The organism is Lederbergia sp. B243.17 (assembly GCF_057657925.1).
On the sequence record NZ_JBWBKF010000079.1, the window covers coordinates 43,101 to 62,174 of the forward strand.

Genomic DNA, 19,074 nt, shown 5'->3' on the forward strand with positions numbered 1-19,074 from the left:
GTTTGAGACCGGCCTCATCGGCTTGAATGTTTATTTGTTTTGTGAAAGTCTGCTTTCTGCTTGCTGCCTGAATTGTTTTGCTCCATCTTTTGGATCCAGTGAGCCGTATGCCATTTGTTCGGCCAGGCCATCCAACAGTTCAATCACCTCTCCCGCTCCTACAGGGTCCGGGCCGTCAAATTCCGAACTGTTTTCCTCCGCCCAGCTTACATAATCAAAGACTTGCTGTTGAGCCGGGGCCAGAAGCGGCTTCAGTGCATCTTTTACAGTGGAAGATCCAGGAACACCGCGATCGCCGAGCGTTAATTTATTCGCCTCCAAATCGTTGACCATAAAGTTAATAAACTTGGCAGCTTCTTCTTTATGCTTGGAGTTGTTCGCAACAGACCAGAACATGGCAGGCTTCAGGAAAAGTCCCTTCTTGCTGTCCGGTCCAGGCATATTATGGATGACCAACTCACGGTCAGCCACCTGCTGCAAACCGACGAATTGGTTTGACCATTGCCAAATACCAATCCCTTTTTCTGTTACAACATCACTGTCTTCAAGACCCTTAAGCTGCGCCAAATAGTCCGGGGTTGGAACCGACTTCTCTTTTACCAAATCAGCTGTCATGGTGAAAAACTCTTCAAAAAGCTTATCATCGTCATAGCCAAGTCCTGTCCCATCTTGGCTGTATAGCGATTTGCCTTTTGTTCTCAAGAAATAGTTGAAGAAAACATCTGCTTTCATTCCGCCATCAATATAGAGGCCAGCATCTTTTGCCTTCTTGGCAATCTCCGTGTAATCGTTCCATGTCCAATCCTCTGCGATGGATTCCACTCCGACCTTCTTCATAAGTGCCGGGTCGTATTGGAATCCGATTACGTTCACTCCCGTATTGATTCCGAACAGCTTATCGTCAAGCTTTCCACCATTAATAATAATTTCACTTGTATCACTGGTATCAATTTCTTTGCCAATATAAGGCGATAGATCGGTAATTTGATTGTTTTGGGCATACTGGGAGAAATAAGATAAATCCATTTGGATGATATCCGGCAGTTCGCTGGCTGCTGCCTGAGGGGCCAGCTTTTTCCAATAATCATCCCACGCAGCGTACTCAGCCTCAATTTTCACATTCGGATTTTGTTCCTGGTACATATCAATAATTTTCAAAGTATACTCATGTCTTGGGTCAGATCCCCACCAAGCCATTCGCAAAGTGATTTTGTCATCCTTTCCTTTCCCGCTTCCGCTTTTAGCAGTATCTTTTCCGCCTTCATTTGAACTACTTTGACTGCAGGCAGTTAACGCAAATACGAGTACAAGCGACAATATCACCGTCATCCATTTTTTCACTAACCATTCCCCCTATAATGTAAGTGTTTACATTCCGATTATATATCCGTTTACAGAATTGACTGAATATAAATAACCGCACACTTTGTTTAAAAATCAGACATCTACCGTTTGCGAAGATTAAATAAGCAATAGCACTTCAGTCTATCCACATAAAAGAAACAAAAAAAAGACCCCTTTACCGGAGTTCTATGTGCAGGTTATACCTAAGAACCGGTTTCAGCGTCTAATAAAACTTTTTCTGCCTCTCTTCTGAACGTTTCTGCCCCCTCTTTCAACGTAATTTTCTTAAAAAAAATCTGCTCAGATATATCATTCAATATGTTCACTACTTCAATTCCACCTCTAGGATGAGCTTGTTCTACCTTGTCTTGCCCTTTTTGAATCTGAAGAACGTAGTCAAAAACCTTTGTCTCATCCTCTGATAACCCTTTTCTTACCTCTTCGGCAACAGTCTCTGAGACGGGAACCCCTCGTTCTCCTTTGATGATGGTATTTGCCTCTTTATCATTGACAAAAAAATTGATAAACCGGGCAGCTTCCTCCTTATGATTGGAGTTGGTCGCAATGGAAAAGAGCATACTTGCTTTCACCTGTAATCCTTCTCCCTGTCCCGGTCCGGGTAAAGGCATAAGGTCGAGCGGACGACTTGCTGCCTGCAAAAAACCATAAAATTGATTAGAATATGCCCAGGTCATCGCGGATTGTTTTTTTACAAGCAGTTCATTTTCAATTCCCTTTATCTGTTCTGTAATATCCACTCGCGGGAGTGCCCCCTCCTTGAGCAACCGCAGCTGCCTGGCAAAATAATCAATAAACAGTTGATCGTCCGAGTAGCCTAAGGAATTGCCTTCTGCATTATAAAGGGACCCTCCATTAGTGCGTAAATAATACGGAAAAAAGACATCTGGCGGTTTCATTCCATTTGTTCCATAAATCTTCCCTTTTTCTGTAGCAGCCATGGCAAACTCTTCAAATTCATCCCATGTCCAGTCAGGATCCGGCAACTTCCCCACAACACCTGACAATAATTCGCTGTCGATGATGACCGCCGGTGCATTGACACCTAACGGGAATCCGTATACATGCTTCCCTACCATTCCTCCTGATATGATGTTCTGGTCAATTGTGGCCGTTTCAATGACATTATTCTCTATATAAGGATGCAAATCAGCCAGTAGTCCGTTATCGCTGTATGGTATTAAGTACATCAAATCCATTTGCATAACATCCGGCAATTGACTCGCCGCACCCATCGGCGCCAGGCGTTTCCAGTAATCATCCCAATTCGTATACTCATATTCGATATGAATATCAGGGTTTTTCTCCTCAAACAATTGTATAACCTCAATTGTATAATCATGTCTTGGCTGTTCACCCCACCAAGCGATCCTCAATGTGGTTATTTCTTTTTCCTTAAGCGAATTTGCTGTTTTCGGGTTCACACATCCGCTTAAGAACAAAGAGATAGTTAGGGGTAATAGCGAAATTGCTAGATTTTTCAACGTTTCCTCCCCCTTTACTTTGGAATCAAATTCAGCCAGACTCACGTTTATATTCGGATGGAGTGTATCCGGTTTGCTTTTTAAATACTTGGCTGAAGTATTGGGGGTTCCCTCCAAATCCGATTTTTTCCGCCAGTTCAAACACCTTTACGTCACCTTCCATTTCGATCAGGCGGATTGCATGTTCAATCCGAATTCTTGTTAAGTAATTAGAGAACTTCTCTCCCACTTCCTTTTTAAAAAGCTTTCCGAGATAATCTGCATTCATATAAAGCATCTCATTTGCCACTTTTTGGAGGCTCAAAGAGGGGTCACTAATATTTTCATCAATAATGTCGATGACTTTATTAATCATTGTTGAGAACCTTTTCATGTTTTGCTTATAATGAATTTCGGTAATTTCTTTAGCAATTTCCTCGCAAAACATATGCATCTTTTGGATTGTATCCATTTCTAGAAGAGAGGGCAATTCGGACAAAAGGTGATTCCTGTGAGTCTCTTCTGCCAACCTGGCCATCGCTTGAAACAAACGGATGCTAGAGGACAAAGTCTGATGGGTCTCAAGGTCCCGTTCGCCCAGACGATTGAAAAAATTCCCCATTTCATTCTGCACTTCAGGCCAATTACCTTTTTTTATCAGGCGGCATAGTGCATGTTCATCATCCGGGAAATCCGGATCTGTCTCACTTTTTGTGATGATAGTTGCTTCCCCTGCGTAAGAGCGGCCGCCAAAGCTCTCAAGCGCTTGTTTATATAATTCGTTTGCTTGGCCGATTTCCCGAAAACGCTTGTCATGTTCCTTTCGCAGCCTGATTTCCTCTTGGATTTCTTTCATCGCATTAACGATCACGTTTTCATTACAGGGCTTTAGCAGGTAATGCCTCACTCCAAATTGCATCGCTTTTTTGGCGTAGCCGAATTCACTGAATCCTGACAGCAGGATAAACCGGATATCCGGAAAGGTTCTATGTGTTTTCTCTACCAATTCCAATCCATCCAGTCCCGGCATTTTTATATCACTTATCACAATATCCGGCCTTTGCTTTTCAATCATTTCATAACCTTCTAAGCCATTCCTTGCAATCCCGATCAATTTCGCCCCATTAGACTCCCATTTAATGACCTTTGACATGCCTTCGGTAATAATCCTTTCATCATCAACTAACAATACCTTGTACATGTTCTCCCTCCTTGTCATATGGCAAGACTATGATGACTTTGGTACCGCTGCCCCGTTTGCTGTTAATTGTAAAGCCGTAATTTTGTCCAAACGAAATCTGAATCCGTTCATGGATGTTTGTTAATCCAATTCCCTGCCCCCTCGTCTCCATTTCACCCTTTCTCACCTTCTCCAATACTGCCTCATCCATCCCCGGACCATTGTCCTCCACAATAAGCTGGTAAGATTCTTTCTCCAATTTCGAGTAAATCCGGATACAGCAAGGCTCAACCATTGTCTCAAGCGCATAATGAATCGCGTTTTCAATCAATGGCTGCAGCGTCAATTTAGGGATGGGACAACCTCTTACTTCAGGATGAACATCAAGGGAAAAATCCAACCTTTCCTCAAACCGGTACGTTTGGATGACTATATAATTGCTCACCACCGTAAGCTCTTCTTCAAGCGGAATCAGCGGTTCTTTTATGCTGATCGAGTTGCGAAGCAAAAAACCGAGTGCTTCCACCATTTTGGATATTTGCTGCTGATTGTTCATCTTTGCTAACCAATTGATTGATTCCAAAGTATTGTATAAAAAATGAGGATTGATTTGTGCCTGCAGGGCTTTAAACTCCGTCTCTTTAATTGTTAGCTGCTTGGAGTAGTTCTCGTAGATGAGTTCATCCATTTCTTTTATCATTCGCTGAAAATTTGTGTGAAGCATCCCCACCTCATCTTCCCTTATATAAGCAGGTTCTATGAACCCCTTCTTCGCCTCCTTGAAATCTCCATTTTGAATCGACTGCATCCCCTCGACCAAGTTCTCCAACGGACTGGTGATACTCCTGGCAAAGCGCATCCCTAGAATTGAAACGAATAAAAACATTGTTATAAAAACAAAGAATAGGACCGTTTTTATATTTTCAATATTCTTAAAAATTGAGTTAAAAGGAATGGCATTCAGATAATACCAATCGAAATGTTTTGATTTGATTTGGACGATGAAATAGTTCTTGCCGCCGATTGATTTTATTTGATAACCGGAGTTCTGACTGAAATCCAAAGGAAAATCCTGAAAGATGCGACTCGAATTTCGAGGGTATATAACTTCATTCATATTGGCCATCACAAATTCTCCATCCATTTCCGAGGAACCTTCAAGCAGATTTCTTACAAGTTGTTCGACGTTAATCGTTATAACCAATACTCCAATTGTATCAAAGCTAAGATCCCTGTATTCCCGTATCTCCCTTGTAGAGATGATCGTAGAATTGTTTGCCTCCGGGTCATTGATCCATATCGTTTTCCCCTCGGCGGCCGTCGCTTTCTTAATTATTTTCAGCTTTTGTTTCGGTGGCATTTTCATCGCTCTCGGCCCCACAAAATACTCTTCACCGCCCGTATCAATCAAAGTTATCGACTGTATATACTTCCCAGTGCTTATATGCGCAAGTAACTTATCGATGATACTCGTCCGAATCTGGAATCTTTCATATTCACTGGTTTGATTGTTAACGGAAGCGAGTGAACGCTGAATTTGATCATCGGAAAGAATATTGTAGGTAACATCCTCCATCCTTTTCAATTCGTTTTCAATACTGTTAGAGGAGGTATTCAAAACTTGTGAGGATTTACTGTATAGTTGTTCATCATAAATATGAAACGCATATTGCACTCCAAATATAGTAAACAAAAAGGAGAGAAGCAAAATGCCCGATACAAGCAGGAACAGCTTGTATTTTATTTTTGCATTTCCGTATTTCTTATTTATTGTAGACAACAGCCTTCTCATGTTTCTCGTCTCCGGTCAAAGTTAGAATGTTGTTATTTCTCCCCATCATATTTGGAAGCGTATTCAATATTATTTTATATCAACCCCTTCTTGATTGCACCCCAAATATTGGCGCAGCTGCCTATAATATCATAATTAAAATGCACTAGGCGCTTGAAGGATGCAAGGTAAACAAGCCGAAAAGCAAAACATCTCTAAGGCCTTAAGGGTATTTATGGTACGTTTACTTTTAGCCGTAAGATTGGAAGTAGTCCTACGTTATATGGGTTTTCTAATAAATGAAACCCCATAGTGATGTAAAACTCAGAGTTTTTCTGTTACTCGAGATTAGGTGACCAGGATGCTCAATAGAAAAAAGTAACCATGCCTTTATCTCATTCCACTGGACAAGGTATGGTTACTTTTTTGTGATTTGGATTATTCCTACGACTATTCCTCTTGTATAAAAGAATTCCATCCTATACATGTTTATCTCTACTGATGGAGAAGGTCTTTATCTTATTTAAAAGATGGATAAATAATTAAGCGTTGCGGTTAATGGTGGTACTTGAGTATTTGAACGGCTCTCTAGGATATAAGCTGTTATCTTATGCATTATTATTCGACAAACTATCATTTACCAAAGTTATATGAAGCTCATTGTCTATTTGGCTTGCTATCTCCGCAGAGCTCCGTTGAGTTGGCTGTTCGCCCAACTAGCAGAGAATGCAGAGGGTGCCGGCAACCCATTGTTTTTTACAATTAATCTAAATAAAACACCTGCTTCAATGTGGTCGTGACCGGACTGTTATCCTGATTAGTCTCCATAATATCGGCCATATATGCCCACCATCTTTGGCATATTTGAGTTTCAGACATCACCCCCATTTTTCCATGCTTTCAATTTCTACATAGGCGAATAAATCCCCAGTCTGTTCATCCAAGAAAATGGAGTATTGCCGGGCCCCATGGTTTTTTAACTCTGCCGACATTTCCGGCCATAGTGCATCGTGGCGTCTTTTGTACTCATCAAAATGGCCTTCCAACACCTTCATCCTCGTCCCAAGGCGCATCAATTTACAGGCCCTCCTTCAAGGCTGAATTGGATGACTCGATACTCGAATCTTCCAAGGCCCATTCTCCCTTTATTTACCTTCTCACCCTTCAGAAGATCTTTCCCATCCTTTGGAATCGCAACACTCCCTCCCTTTCCATCCATATTAATCACAAACCACACGTCACCATCTCCGCCTGTCCTGGGAACGATGATCGTTCCTTTTGAAGCATCCATCCGCAACTGGACACCAGCTTCCATAGTATACTGTTCGATCAGCCCCTTCAGCATCCGCTCGCCCGCTTCCCCAATTGGCAATGAACCGAGCATCACGATTTTCCCATCACCGATTGAGCGTTCGGTTATAAACGCTTTCCCTGGAGAAAGTCCCTCTTCAATCAGGCCGACCGTCTTGCCGGACTCGTTTTCAAAAACAGAACTCCACAGCCCGAGTTGCGCGGATTCGCCAAATGCCCGGCCAATCGTGCCTGTTCCTTCCATCGGATAGGTGAAAAGGACGTCGATACCCGCAACTTTTTCCAATTCCCCTAATGCACAATCTGTGTGAATTGTATGTTCCTTTGTACGCCCGCCGGTTATTGGACCTGCAATCCAGATCCCGCCTTTTTCGACGAATTCCTTAGCGCTAGCAATATACTCGGAGGACAGGTAATGAATAAACGGCGTAAAAAGAAGTTTGTAACCATCTAAACTCCCCCCTTCCGGCAGCAAATCCCGATGAAATCCAAGAGTTAATAACCGCTCATAAAAGTCCAGCATTAAGGAACGGTACTGGATGCCGCGGTGGGGTTCCGTCTGTAAAAATACTCTGGCCCTATCAGAGTAGGTAATAGCTACTTCGGCCTGTGCAGGTCTTGTCGTGAGGATCACCTGCTCTATTTCCTTCCTCATTCGCTCCACATCCAAGACATTCGCGTATCCAACTGTAGGCTGACCCCAAGCACTGATCACCGAGCCATGCGGCTGCTCACAGCCCGAACGCTGCTGTCTCCATAGCCAATAGCAAAAACCCTCGGCTCCCAGCGCATAAGCGGCAACTGCTTCTGCTTTAAGATAGCCATTCGGATGGGGATCTGCATGGCTTTCAAGGGAAGCTGCATAGGATGGACTCGTTTCCATCACCCAGTGCCCTTTTCCCTTTTTCAAATTCCGCCATAGGTCATGATTCATTAGATAGGCAGGATGATGGTCAATCGTCGCATACGTATCAAACGAGGCAAAATCCAGATTCTGATATAACCGTTCATTATCAACGCTGAAAAAGGTGGTGCTGTTATGGGTGATAGGGGCATCCGAATGCCTTCTTAAAATGGCGGCCTGTTCATCAGCAAATTCAGCAATCTTTTCCATGGAAAAGAGCTGATACATCGTACTCAATGATGAGTTGTGCAGAAAGGGAGCCGGGCCAGGTTGGGGCACCTGCTCAAAGCAATGATAATATTCACTCCAAATTTGCGTTCCCCATGCCTCGTTTAAGTTCTCAATCATTCCATAGCGCTGTTGCAGCCACTGATGCCATAAGCTTTTGCAAGTTGCACACATGCACTCGCTGACATGGCACTTGAACTCGTTGTCAATCTGCCAGCCGATGATTCCCGGCAAATCCCCCAGTTCCTTGGCGATATATTCGGTGATGGCGGCCGCTCTTTCACGGAAATAAGGGTGGTTTGTGCATGGATGCTGCCTTGAGCCATGCCCCATAACTTTTCCGTCCAGACTAACATGCATTCTCTCGGGATGCCCATGTGAAAACCAGATTGGCGGGGTAGGGGTCGGCGTGCACATAATTGTCTCTATCCCATTTTCATACAGCCGACGAATAATGGCTGCAAAGAAGCGTACGTCCATCTCACCTTCTTTAGGTTCCATTGCAGCCCAGGCGAACTCACCAATTCTTGCTACGTTAATGCCCGCTTCCTTCATAAGGCGAATATCTTCATCAACCAGATCCTGATCCCAGAGTTCGGGATAGTATGCCGCACCATGATAGAGTCTTCTTTTACCCATGAACTTCTCTCCATTTATCTTGTTTATTTCAGAAAGCAGGCGATTGGCAATTGCATGGCCCTAATCCCCTTTGCCACAAGCTCTCCGATTTTTTTTGCACCGTTCTCACAGAAGTGGGTATTATCCTGAATCCCATTTGGATAATTTGGATGCTCTCCAGGCCCGAACCAAACGAATAGTTGCTTGGATAGCTCTGGCCCCATCCCTTCATAGAGGTTGCGTGTCTCCTCCCATAAATTGATGAGAGGAACCTTTTGTATTTCCGCTAATTGAATCATTGAAGCAGGATACTCCCCGAGTGTATTGACAATTTTTCCTTCCTCATCAAAATGTCTCCTGTGTACAGAAGTCACCAGTACAGGATGCGCCCCTTTTCCTCTGGCAGCCTCAATATATTGATTTAAGAATCGAGGATACGTTGTAAACGGTTGGGTACCGTATGGTTTTTGATCGTTATGGCCAAATTGGATCATTAGATAATCATCTTTTTCTATTTTCTTCAAAATCGTTTCCAATCTGCCCTCTTTTATGAAACTATTAGAACTTGCACCGCCTTTGGCGTGATTATAAACTACAATCTCTTCAGTAAAAAACTCCTGAAAAAACTGCCCCCAGCCAGCCATCGGTGCCTCATAAACCGGACAATCTGCTACTGTGGAATCACCAGCTAGAAAAAGATTGCATGCACTTTTCATTTTTCAAACCTCGATATGGGGTTACGTCGAGGATGATGTTTCGCGTGCAGCACAGTACTTTTTAGTACTTCAGAAAAAAAGGCAAGTACTAAACCTTGGCCCCATCCCTGCACACGTTTCTTAGGTGTATCTTTATATCCTTGTGCGTCATCCATTACGGCAGTTCCTGCTGATACATTCATGACGGAGCCATCTTCCTTTACTTCTTTTAAAATGCCTTCGATTGATCGCTGAATGTAGCCGTTGTACAGCTTTCCTTTCGATAAAAGAGCGGCAGCGATTCCCGCTGACCCGGATGTCTCAAGGTAGGAAGCAGAATCGGTTACGATTGTATGCCAAAGTCCCGTTTCAGACTGGAGACGGACTAAGGTGCTTAACTGATCTCGAAGTGAATCGGCGATGACCATGAAAGACGGGTGCTGGACTTTGACTAATTCAAGAGCCCGCGCCATCGTATAGGCAGCCCAGCTGTTGCCTCTTGCCCAAAAAGCACCTGACATATGATTGCCGGCAAGTTGATCCCAACCGTGATAATACAAGTTCGTTTGATGATCTTGCAATAAGTTTTCGTGGCCATGGTATTGTTTCAAGCCAAACTCTAAATAATCGGCTCTGTCTAAGAGGTGGCCCATCCTCAGCAGAAAATATCCGGCCATGAACATCGTATCCACCCATGCCTGCTCGGGAAAGGCATCATGCATACCGTTTACTGTGTGCTGAAGAACACCATCCGCAAAACTTTCTGCATCGAATAGCAGGAAGTCCGCCATCGATACCGCATTGTCTAGATATTGTTGTTCACCCGTCGCCGTATAGAGGGCAATAAGGGAATGACCGATTGAGGAGGCATTGATCGTAAGTGGAGGCAACCCTTCTTCCAATTGAACATCGACCCATTCTTTTACCATTTGCAAATAGGATTCTTGTCCCGTTGCTTCGTACGCCTTCGTTATTCCATAGAAGGCGACTCCTCCTGGCCAATCCCAGTCAAAATCCATCTGAACCGTCCTTTTGACGACAAGATCAATCGTTTCTCTTATTCTCTTTTCATCGATTAGAAGCGGCGGCATCATGAATCCCCTCTCTCTTATTGTTAGTGTTTATTTCTATATGTTCAGATACAAGTACTCAACCAACGACAGGATGGCCATCGATTGACCGTAAGGCATCCCCGTTACAGGGATCGTCTTGTAAAATTCAGCCTTATCTCCCATCGCTGTCCCAGCCGATACATTTTGCAATTCACCATTTTCATTGATATTTTCAATCACCGCATCCATTGCTCTCAATCCCATTTCCAAATAGGATTTATCGACATAGCGTTTTCGTACAGCTTTTAAGGTTCCAAAAGCAAAACCGGCTGTACAGGAAGCCTCTAAATAGGATGTTGTGTCAAGCAGCAGCGTATGCCATAAACCGCTTTCATTTTGGCATTTTTCCAATGCCTCCAACTGTCTTGCCAGTGTATCAATCAGGATTTGACGGATTGGATCATTCACGGGCAGTTCAACCAGATCCAAAAACTCCGGTATCGCAATCGTGACCCATGAGTTTCCGCGCCCCCATAGCGCCTCTGCAAAGTTATGATTTCCTTCGAATGTCCAGCCGTGGAACCATAAACCCGTTTTTTTATCGAATAAATACTTAATATGTACAAGAAATTGCTTTTTCGCTTCCTCTACGTATTCCGGCTTATCAAGCAAAAGACCGATTTTTGCCAAAGGCAGGACACTCATCATGAGCGTATCATCCCATAGTTGCTGGTTATTCTCAGAACCAAACACAACATGCTGGAAGCCTCCATCGATTGTCCTCGGCATATCAAAGTAGAGCCAGTCGCCCCATGTCTCTAAATACGGCAAATAAGCAGGATTACCCGTTTCCTCGTAAAGATAAGCCAATGTCAGCATTTGCACCATCGTATTTACATTCTTCTCAATGGCTGGACCCTTCAGTTGTTCTTCAAACCATTTCACTATAATGGATGAGATTTGCTCATTTTTTGTAAGCTTGTAATATTTCATCATTCCATACAAGCCAACTCCTGCAGTCCACTCCCAATAATTGAAGCTTTTGTTATCAATTTTTCGCCCGTCTGCCAGCGGGATAGCATATTTCCCTTCAGGATCACTTAAATTCACCAGATTATCAATCAAGAGCTCGATCTTCTGTTCAATTTCCTGTCTATGCAAATTGCCTGCCCCCTTTTTATAAGATAACGCTAGGTATTTTAACTCCAATTATATGAGAACATATCACCCCTATTAATATAAAATTCAGTAAACTTTTATCAAAAAACAGTGTTTATTCATGATACTCATTAAAAATGGGCCCGCCGCAAAGCGGCAAGCCCACACTCTCTTATTGATTACCTTTTTTCACCCATTCAGCGACTTGTACTGTGCGCTTCGCCTGGTGTTTGACTGCTCCTTCTACATCTTCAATCATTTTACCGTCTTGGCCGACTGTAACGCTTGTTCCGTATGGGTTTCCGCCTGCGCCGAAAAGAACAGGATCAGTGTAGCCCGGTGTAGCGATGATCGCACCCCAGTGCATCATTGATGTGTACAAGGACAACAATGTCGCCTCTTGTCCGCCATGCGGGTTTTGAGCAGATGTCATCGCACTCACAACTTTGTTCACTGTTTTGCCGGTAGCCCAAAGTCCGCCTTGAATATCGAGGAACTGCTTCATTTGGGAAGGCATATTGCCGAATCTTGTCGGTACGCTGAAGATGATTGCGTCTGCCCATTCAAGATCGCCGGATGTTGCAACTGGAACGTCCTTCGTTGCATCAGCTGTTGCTTTCCATGCCTCATTTGCTGCTACGACAGACTCAGGAGCCAATTCTTCTACTTTCAGCACTTTTACTTCAGCGCCGGCTTCCTTCGCTCCTTCTTCAGCCCACTTAGCCAATTGATAGTTTGTTCCACCCATGCTATAAAATACAACTGCTACTTTTACGTTTTCCATCTTATTTTCCATCTCCTTTTGTTAGGTTACTCGATTTATACCACTTTTTGGCCGTCTCAACCTCATCCAAACTGAGCCTGATGACCACGGTTCTCCAAATGGAGGACGACGTCTGCATCCGCCCCGGCAAGGAGTGATGGCAATTCCTCTGTTTCGGCGGGAGGACAGATAGGGGCATTCTTGCCGGCCGCATTAAATATGGACTTGCCAGAAAGTTCCGGGAGACCATTTCCTCTCCTTGGAACCACCGGATGAAGGAGCATCGCTCTCTTCAAGCTATCCTGAAAATGAAACAATAGTCGCAGCGATATTCGCTCCATTAGAATACCCAATTGCCATCATGTTATCCCTTCCGAGCCCATACGTTTCCAAAGTTTCATCAAGGAATCCCTGCAATTCCCGTACGGAAGATCAGGTCCTCCTCATCAAATACCCTTTCCGCCAACCTTTTAATAAAGCGGGGCATGCCATTATTCAAAAACATTTGCGCGAACGCTCAAGACAAACGCGTCCGAATTGATTCTTTCAGCGATCGGCAATAGGCCATGCTCATTCCCGCCGGTCCCCGTAAGGCAGCAGAAAGGTCGGCTTGCCGGGGGTTTTTCCCCTTATTAAAAAGGTGTTTCAGAACTTCTTCTCCTGCCGACATTAAAACGGCTGCAATCAGTCCATTTCCCGCACCGCAATTGGCAGCAATGTACGGTACAGCTGTTGCCGGTACTGTTCATATTGAACAGGGAGCATCAGCTTTTCGCCCATCACCTCCCTTGGTTCGTCAATTGCAAATCCCGGAGGATCTGTTGCGATCTCAAACAAGATTTCACCATGTTCCTTAAAATAAACAGAGTTGAAATAATTTCTGTCTTGGACAGGCGTGACGTGGTAACCGTTGGCTGCCAATAACCTTTGCCATTCAAGCTGATCCTCGTCAGCTTCCGCCCTCCATGCAATATGGTGAACAGTTCCGACACCCATATGTCCTCTTCCGGACGGGGCAGCCTTCAGGTCAATGATATTTCCGATGTCAGCAGAGGAGCGGAAACGGATATAATCTCCTTCCTTGCCGACAAGCTCGAGCCCCATCACGTTTTGAAGTAAATCTGCCGTTTCATCTGGCTGGGCGGAAAATAAAATGGCGCCGCCAAAACCTTTGATTGCCACTTCAGGTGTCACTTCTCCGAAAGACCAAGTATTTGCCGCCCCCTCACTCCGTTCAACCAACTCCAATCGAAGTCCATGAGGATCGAAAAACTGCAAGAACCTCTCTCCGAAGCGCTCTGTCTTATTGAAGGGCATCTGAAACTTTCCGAATCGCTTTTCCCAGAATCCCATCGATCCTTCTGGAATCACATAGGTTGTCACACCTGTCTGACCGTCACCGATCACGCCCTGCCTTGCATTGATCCATGGGAAAAAGGTGATGATCGTCCCCGGACGCCCACCCTCGTCACCGAAATAAAGATGATACGTGCCCGGATCATCAAAGTTCACCGTCTTTTTCACCAGCCGCAACCCTAAAATCCCTGCATAAAAATCAACGTTTTCCTGAGGATGGCCGACAATGGCCGTAATATGATGGATTCCGCTTGTGCGCATTCCCATATCATTTATGCCTTCTTTCATTAGTTCGAATTAAGATACTATGAAGTCGAGATATATAAGTAAAATAGAGATTCTGAAACGCTGCTGCTGTTTCAGAACCTGGAACCTTGTTCTTGAGCGTAATAACCTAGTTTTTTCAAATATTGTATCAAGGCCTCTTTCTCTTCAATATCCAGGCCTCCACAAATTTCTGTGATCGCCTGCTTATGTTCCGGAAAAACAGAGTCCATGAAAGTCTTCCCTTCCTCCGTAATTGCCGCATAGGTGATACGACGATCGTTCGGACAGGGTTTGCGCTTCAGGAGCCCTTTCTTTTCCAGCTTATCAACGACATAGGTAATGCTGCTGCTCGCGATCAGCACCTTCTCGCCGATCTTTTGGATTGGCTGTTCCCCTTTATTATAAATAAGTTCGAGAACAGCAAATTCTGTCGTGTTCAGACCGAGGGACCTAATATCTTCTTCCACCCGCTTTTTGATGGAATCCAATGCCCGTGTCAGAACAACAAACAGCTTCAATGATAATTCTTCATCTTGCTGGTTGTGTTTCTGTATATCCATTTCATCATCCTTCTAATTTATCTCGGTTTCGAGATAATTATAATACAGTGCTATTTTGTTTGTCAAGGATTTGGCGAAAGTGCGGGAGCAGGAAGTGCTATTTGAACCAGCCGCGCCGCTTAAAATACAGAGCCATCGCCCCGCCAATGACAGCCATTATAACGAGGGAGAGAGCATAACCGAATCTCCAGTGAAGTTCCGGCATATGATCAAAATTCATCCCATATATACCGGCGATCAGTGTCAGCGGAGCGAAAATCGATGTGATGATCGTAAGGACCTTCATCACATTGTTTGTCTGATGCGAATTAAAGGAAAGATAGCTGTCTCTGATATCAGCTGTAATTTCCCTTGTAGACATCACCATTTCGGATAATTTCAGCAAATGATCATGTATATCTGCGAAGTATTCTTTCCGGTCCCTGACACCTTTGAGATGATGGGAGTTAAGCATCCGGTACAGCAAGTCGCGCATCGGGTTTACAGTATGCCTCAATTTGATCAGCACGTACCGGGTGTCAAACAGCTCTTCCATCAAGGTATTCATTGATTTGTTTTTTGTATTGTCCTCAATTTCGTCAAGCTCATCCTCAATTTTGTACATAATCGGAAAATAATTGTCGACGATTTTATCAAGTATCGAATAAAACACATAGAACGGATCCCACTTCTTAAGGTTATTCCCTTCCTCCAGTCGTTCCCATACGGATGAAACTTCAGGTGATGGCTGACGGTGGAAACTTACAATGAAGTGATCCCCGATGAAGAAGTCGATTTCTTCTGCAATCAACTCCATCTCTTCTTCTCTAACCGTATGGACGACATAAAAAGCATAGTCTCCATAATAATCAAGCTTTGGCCGTTGAAGTCTGTGTACGCAGTCCTCAATTGCGAGCGGATGGAATTGAAAAGTATCCGAAAGATGTGCAATTTCACTTTCTGAAGCATCGGCAAAATCGGCCCAGAACCATTTATAACGGGAAAAATCAATGCTGCTGATCGAGATCCCCGTTTCCAATTCATTTTTTCGTGTAACGCCAATAAAGTTAATCATGTATAACCCTCTTATCCGATTGCTTTCGTGCTATCTTTCTTCCCTATTCTCAGAGCGAATATCCGCAATCCGTATTTTTGCATGATGCTCCCAGATGCAAAAAAAAGGTGAAGAGCTTCACGGGCCATGAGTCTTACATTACAAAAGTCTCATTTTTCCACTCTCTGCCTGCCGCCCGTAAAATCGCTGTAAGTCTTATGCTACGATAAGTGTGAGACTGTTCATACGATTATTTAGGGAGCTCCAAAGGAGGAATAAGCATGAAAAGACGATGGCTGATGCTCGCTTCTTTTGCAGTGCTAGTACTTGCCAGCGCCTGCTCCGGAGGCGAAAAAGAAGAGACCGCCCCAGTAATAGCGGATAAGCCGAAACAAACGGCAGCAAACGAGAAAGATACTGAAAAGGAAAATGCGAAGGAACCTGTCGATGACACCGATTACAGCAAGTATCAGACTGAAGAAGCAGAAGAGCGTGTGCAGTTGGAGCCCGGCAAATACAGCGGAGATAACTATGATGAGGAAAAGGTAAAAAGTGCGATTGACCAATTTCCTGAAGGCAAGACAGCCGAAGAGTATTATTATCGCATGCTCGCCCTGATGGCTGAAGATTACCGCCCCTTCTATGAAACGTTCAATTCGATGGATACCTCCTATGAGGATGCGAGTGCCGAGCCCGGAGAGATGAATCAGCCGGAAGGGAAAGAATTGAATGTCCAGATTTTATTTGATGCGAGCGGCAGTATGGCAGCTCAAATCGGTGGAGAACAGATGATGAAGCTAGCGAAGGACGCAGTAAAGGACTTTGCATCGGGCCTGCCCGAGAACACGAATGTATCACTGCGGGTATACGGACATAAAGGGACGGGCAGCGATGCCGATAAAGAATTATCCTGCAGCAGCACAGAGGAAGTCTATCCATTCAGCCCGTACAATGAGACCGAATTCATGAAAGCATTGGATCAATTCTCGCCTGCAGGCTGGACTCCGCTCGGCGCTTCTCTTGAATCTGCTTATGATGATCTGCTCAGCCGGTCAGGGGAAAATGTCGAGAACATTGTCTATGTCGTTAGTGATGGAGTTGAGACATGCGACGGTGATCCAGTCGCCGCAGCGAAAAAACTGAATGAATCTGACATCAAGGCGATGGTGAATATTATCGGCTTCGATGTCGATAATGAAGGCCAGCAAGCTTTGAAAAAGGTGGCAGAAGCAGGAAAAGGGAAATACTCAACCGTCCGGAGCAAACAGGAATTCGCTGATTTTTTCAGAAAGGAAAAATCCCGCCTCCTGAATGAGTGGTATGCTTGGCAGTCAGAGAATGTGAACAAAAACTACGATTCACAAGGCAAAAGAGTGGACTTGATGTATGAAACGGAAAGAGAAATGATTGCCCTCGTCCACGCTGAGGAAGGACGTTTGCTCGACTTATCCGGGCCTGTCGCTGAGAAATATGAAGTGGATATGTATGATATACGGAGACTGATTCGGGATAACGGGTACGCGCTCAGGGAATACGCAAGAAAAACCGCTTATCACTACCGTGACGAACTGCGGACAAAAGGCTATGAAAATCGGGAAGAAATCCGAGATAAAGGATATGAAGAGCGGCAAAAATTACGAGGCCGCCGCGAGTAAAACAGAAGATTCCTCCTCTAATCATTGGGGGAGGAATTTTGTTTTCATACAACTCTATGTGACTGAGAGATGGTACGTCTTCTTATTCGTGGATCCTCAATTCTCAAATCTTACAGACTTCATAATTCTCCAAAAGTGACCCCGGATACTGTCTGTATCGGCTTTGCAGTTTGTCGTCCAGTCACTGCAGTTGTGTCCGTAGATGAGGCGCAGCGACTTATTGCTCTCTTTGTCCTTGATAAAGCCAAGATAGGAATAGTCTGGTATCTTTTCTTCCCCAACCTCTGTGATCATGCTGCCAAAATAATCGACGTGCTTGTTATCCTCTGTCCGTTCATAATCCCCATCGTATTTCATATGCCGCGTCAACTGGCGGAGGCCTGCTTCCTCTGCATCATGGCGATCCTCAAACTGGCCGAAGATGCCGTATGAAATATTCTCCTTTTCATCGATCCAGTCATAAAGGAATTGTTCCCAGGATTTCTGCCGCTTGTGGTAGTACACCTCATCCAGCGTTGCAGCGGCTGGTATCCAAAGAGAATAGGCATCTGTCCAAGTGCGCATTTCATAATGCCCAACAGCCACTTCTTTATCAGAGACGAGAAAGGATCGGGTATAGGAGTCCTCGATTGCTGCATGATTTGCTGCCTGTGCGGGCGATTCTTCCTCGGAAATTTGGGCAGGTGAAGCCTTGGAGCATGCACCTAACAGAAAAACGAGACACAGCAATTGCATATACCACCAGCCAACTTGTTTTTTCATCCAGATTCCCTCCACCTGCTCATTTCAATAACGGATACAAAGGATATTCCCATTTATGTGTGCATTCCTCAAGCATATAATAGCCCTGCTCCTCGTCACGGATCATCCGGGAACACTGCTGTCTCGGAATCGGTCCGTTATCCTGCGGGCTGTCCACTTCTATCCAGCTCTCTCCGGAAGCTTGATCAACCTCCACTTCCAATCGGTTTCCATAGACGACAATCGACTTCCCTCTCTTTTCATTAGCCGCTTCCTCCATAAACGCTTCGATGTCAGCGGCTTTCTTCTCTTTGGAGGCATGAGGAGCCAAATAGACGTCTCTCATACCTTTCCATGTTGAAAAACGGACGAGGGTATCCGTCAGCCAATCAGCGTGATCCATTCCCAATGCTTCTTCGGCTCCCTGGCCAGGCACACGCTCCGCTCGAACAATTAAACTGATGGACTGATCGTCCAGCAATCTGCCGATCAATCCGTACTTCGTTTGATAAAAAGTATACGAATATGTCGTCTCCCCCAGTGTAAAATCCCGGTACTGTATGAAAAGAGCCTGTTTTCCGGAAGGAGATTGAATTCTTTCATAGCTGTATTCCCCAAACCATATCAACAGGCTGTAGAAAAGCACGATCGGCAGGCTGAAAAGGATGAGAGCAACCGACCAGCCACGATGAAGCCGGGTTGAACGAAAGCCAATCACTGCCAGAACCGAAATATTCATAACTAGCGGGATTAAGTAACCTGTTGGTTTTAGAAAAAGAAAGTAATAACCAAAGTGATGCATGACGGCTAGAATCAGATCCATTACTGCCAGCGAAAGAATCGCCCATATACCTTTTTTCATGGCAGTCCCTCGCTTTCCTTTGCCAAAAATTCGATGGATATCCAACGAGCTACCATATAAGAGGATTCTTTTTCATTTATCGTAGCATGCAAAAA

General features: G+C 44.5%; 15 protein-coding genes and 2 pseudogenes. 1 reads left to right on the forward strand and 16 read right to left on the reverse strand.

The window, feature by feature from the left end:
- Positions 1 to 30 precede the first annotated feature (30 nt).
- The 14 genes and pseudogenes from AC0TWI_RS15150 to corA all read right to left on the reverse strand — a co-directional run bounded on the left by AC0TWI_RS15150 (position 31) and on the right by corA (position 15,742).
- The gene (locus AC0TWI_RS15150) at positions 31 to 1,329 is read right to left on the reverse strand and encodes an ABC transporter substrate-binding protein (RefSeq protein WP_488127245.1); all 1,299 of its coding nucleotides are present in this window, start codon (positions 1,327 to 1,329) and stop codon (positions 31 to 33) included.
- Positions 1,330 to 1,547: 218 nt separating this feature from the next.
- Positions 1,548 to 2,846 carry an ABC transporter substrate-binding protein gene (locus AC0TWI_RS15155; protein WP_488127175.1) on the reverse strand — a complete coding sequence of 433 codons (1,299 nt, stop codon included), beginning with the start codon at positions 2,844 to 2,846 and terminating at the stop codon, positions 1,548 to 1,550.
- A gap of 31 nt (positions 2,847 to 2,877) precedes the next feature.
- Positions 2,878 to 4,026: a response regulator transcription factor gene (locus AC0TWI_RS15160; RefSeq protein ID WP_488127176.1), complete on the reverse strand. Its 1,149-nt coding sequence runs from the start codon at positions 4,024 to 4,026 to the stop codon at positions 2,878 to 2,880.
- The gene (locus AC0TWI_RS15165; RefSeq protein WP_488127177.1) at positions 4,004 to 5,797 is read right to left on the reverse strand and encodes a cache domain-containing sensor histidine kinase; all 1,794 of its coding nucleotides are present in this window, start codon (positions 5,795 to 5,797) and stop codon (positions 4,004 to 4,006) included. The genes AC0TWI_RS15160 and AC0TWI_RS15165 overlap by 23 nt, the downstream gene beginning before the upstream one ends.
- A gap of 741 nt (positions 5,798 to 6,538) precedes the next feature.
- Positions 6,539 to 6,852 (reverse strand): annotated as a pseudogene (gene rhaM, locus AC0TWI_RS15170) (L-rhamnose mutarotase).
- Positions 6,849 to 8,858, reverse strand: coding sequence for a beta-galactosidase (locus tag AC0TWI_RS15175; RefSeq protein ID WP_488127178.1), 2,010 nt, complete (start codon positions 8,856 to 8,858; stop codon positions 6,849 to 6,851). The pseudogene rhaM and the gene AC0TWI_RS15175 overlap by 4 nt, the downstream one beginning before the upstream one ends.
- Before the next feature lie 23 nt (positions 8,859 to 8,881).
- Complete coding sequence (locus tag AC0TWI_RS15180; RefSeq protein WP_488127179.1) at positions 8,882 to 9,553, reverse strand: rhamnogalacturonan acetylesterase; 672 nt, start codon at positions 9,551 to 9,553, stop codon at positions 8,882 to 8,884.
- Entirely contained in the window at positions 9,550 to 10,623 is a 1,074-nt protein-coding gene (locus AC0TWI_RS15185) for a glycoside hydrolase family 88/105 protein (protein WP_488127246.1), read from the reverse strand. Before AC0TWI_RS15185 ends, AC0TWI_RS15180 begins: the two co-directional genes overlap by 4 nt.
- Positions 10,624 to 10,659: 36 nt before the next feature.
- Positions 10,660 to 11,745 (reverse strand): beta-galactosidase BglB, encoded by a 1,086-nt coding sequence (bglB, locus tag AC0TWI_RS15190; RefSeq protein WP_488127180.1) that lies wholly within the window; start codon positions 11,743 to 11,745, stop codon positions 10,660 to 10,662.
- A 169-nt stretch (positions 11,746 to 11,914) separates the two neighbouring features.
- Positions 11,915 to 12,526, reverse strand: a complete 612-nt coding sequence (gene wrbA / locus AC0TWI_RS15195; RefSeq protein ID WP_488127181.1) for an NAD(P)H:quinone oxidoreductase — start codon at positions 12,524 to 12,526, stop codon at positions 11,915 to 11,917.
- Between the two features lies 1 nt (position 12,527).
- Positions 12,528 to 13,154 (reverse strand): annotated as a pseudogene (locus AC0TWI_RS15200) (alpha/beta hydrolase).
- A gap of 35 nt (positions 13,155 to 13,189) precedes the next feature.
- A complete protein-coding gene (locus tag AC0TWI_RS15205; RefSeq protein ID WP_488127182.1) occupies positions 13,190 to 14,128 on the reverse strand; it encodes a ring-cleaving dioxygenase in 939 nt (312 codons plus the stop codon).
- Positions 14,129 to 14,220: 92 nt separating this feature from the next.
- Entirely contained in the window at positions 14,221 to 14,688 is a 468-nt protein-coding gene (locus tag AC0TWI_RS15210) for a MarR family winged helix-turn-helix transcriptional regulator (RefSeq protein WP_488127183.1), read from the reverse strand.
- A 97-nt stretch (positions 14,689 to 14,785) separates the two neighbouring features.
- Positions 14,786 to 15,742, reverse strand: a complete 957-nt coding sequence (gene corA / locus AC0TWI_RS15215) for a magnesium/cobalt transporter CorA (protein ID WP_488127184.1) — start codon at positions 15,740 to 15,742, stop codon at positions 14,786 to 14,788.
- A gap of 260 nt (positions 15,743 to 16,002) precedes the next feature.
- On the opposite strand from corA, the gene AC0TWI_RS15220 reads away from it, so the two are divergent.
- On the forward strand, positions 16,003 to 17,376 hold the full coding sequence (locus AC0TWI_RS15220; RefSeq protein WP_488127185.1) for a vWA domain-containing protein: 1,374 nt from the start codon (positions 16,003 to 16,005) through the stop codon (positions 17,374 to 17,376).
- Positions 17,377 to 17,472: 96 nt separating this feature from the next.
- Here the strand turns inward: AC0TWI_RS15220 and AC0TWI_RS15225 are convergent, their stop codons facing one another.
- Positions 17,473 to 18,138, reverse strand: a complete 666-nt coding sequence (locus AC0TWI_RS15225) for a hypothetical protein (protein WP_488127186.1) — start codon at positions 18,136 to 18,138, stop codon at positions 17,473 to 17,475.
- Positions 18,139 to 18,157: 19 nt separating this feature from the next.
- Complete coding sequence (locus tag AC0TWI_RS15230) at positions 18,158 to 18,979, reverse strand: hypothetical protein (protein ID WP_488127187.1); 822 nt, start codon at positions 18,977 to 18,979, stop codon at positions 18,158 to 18,160.
- Positions 18,980 to 19,074: the final 95 nt, after the last annotated feature.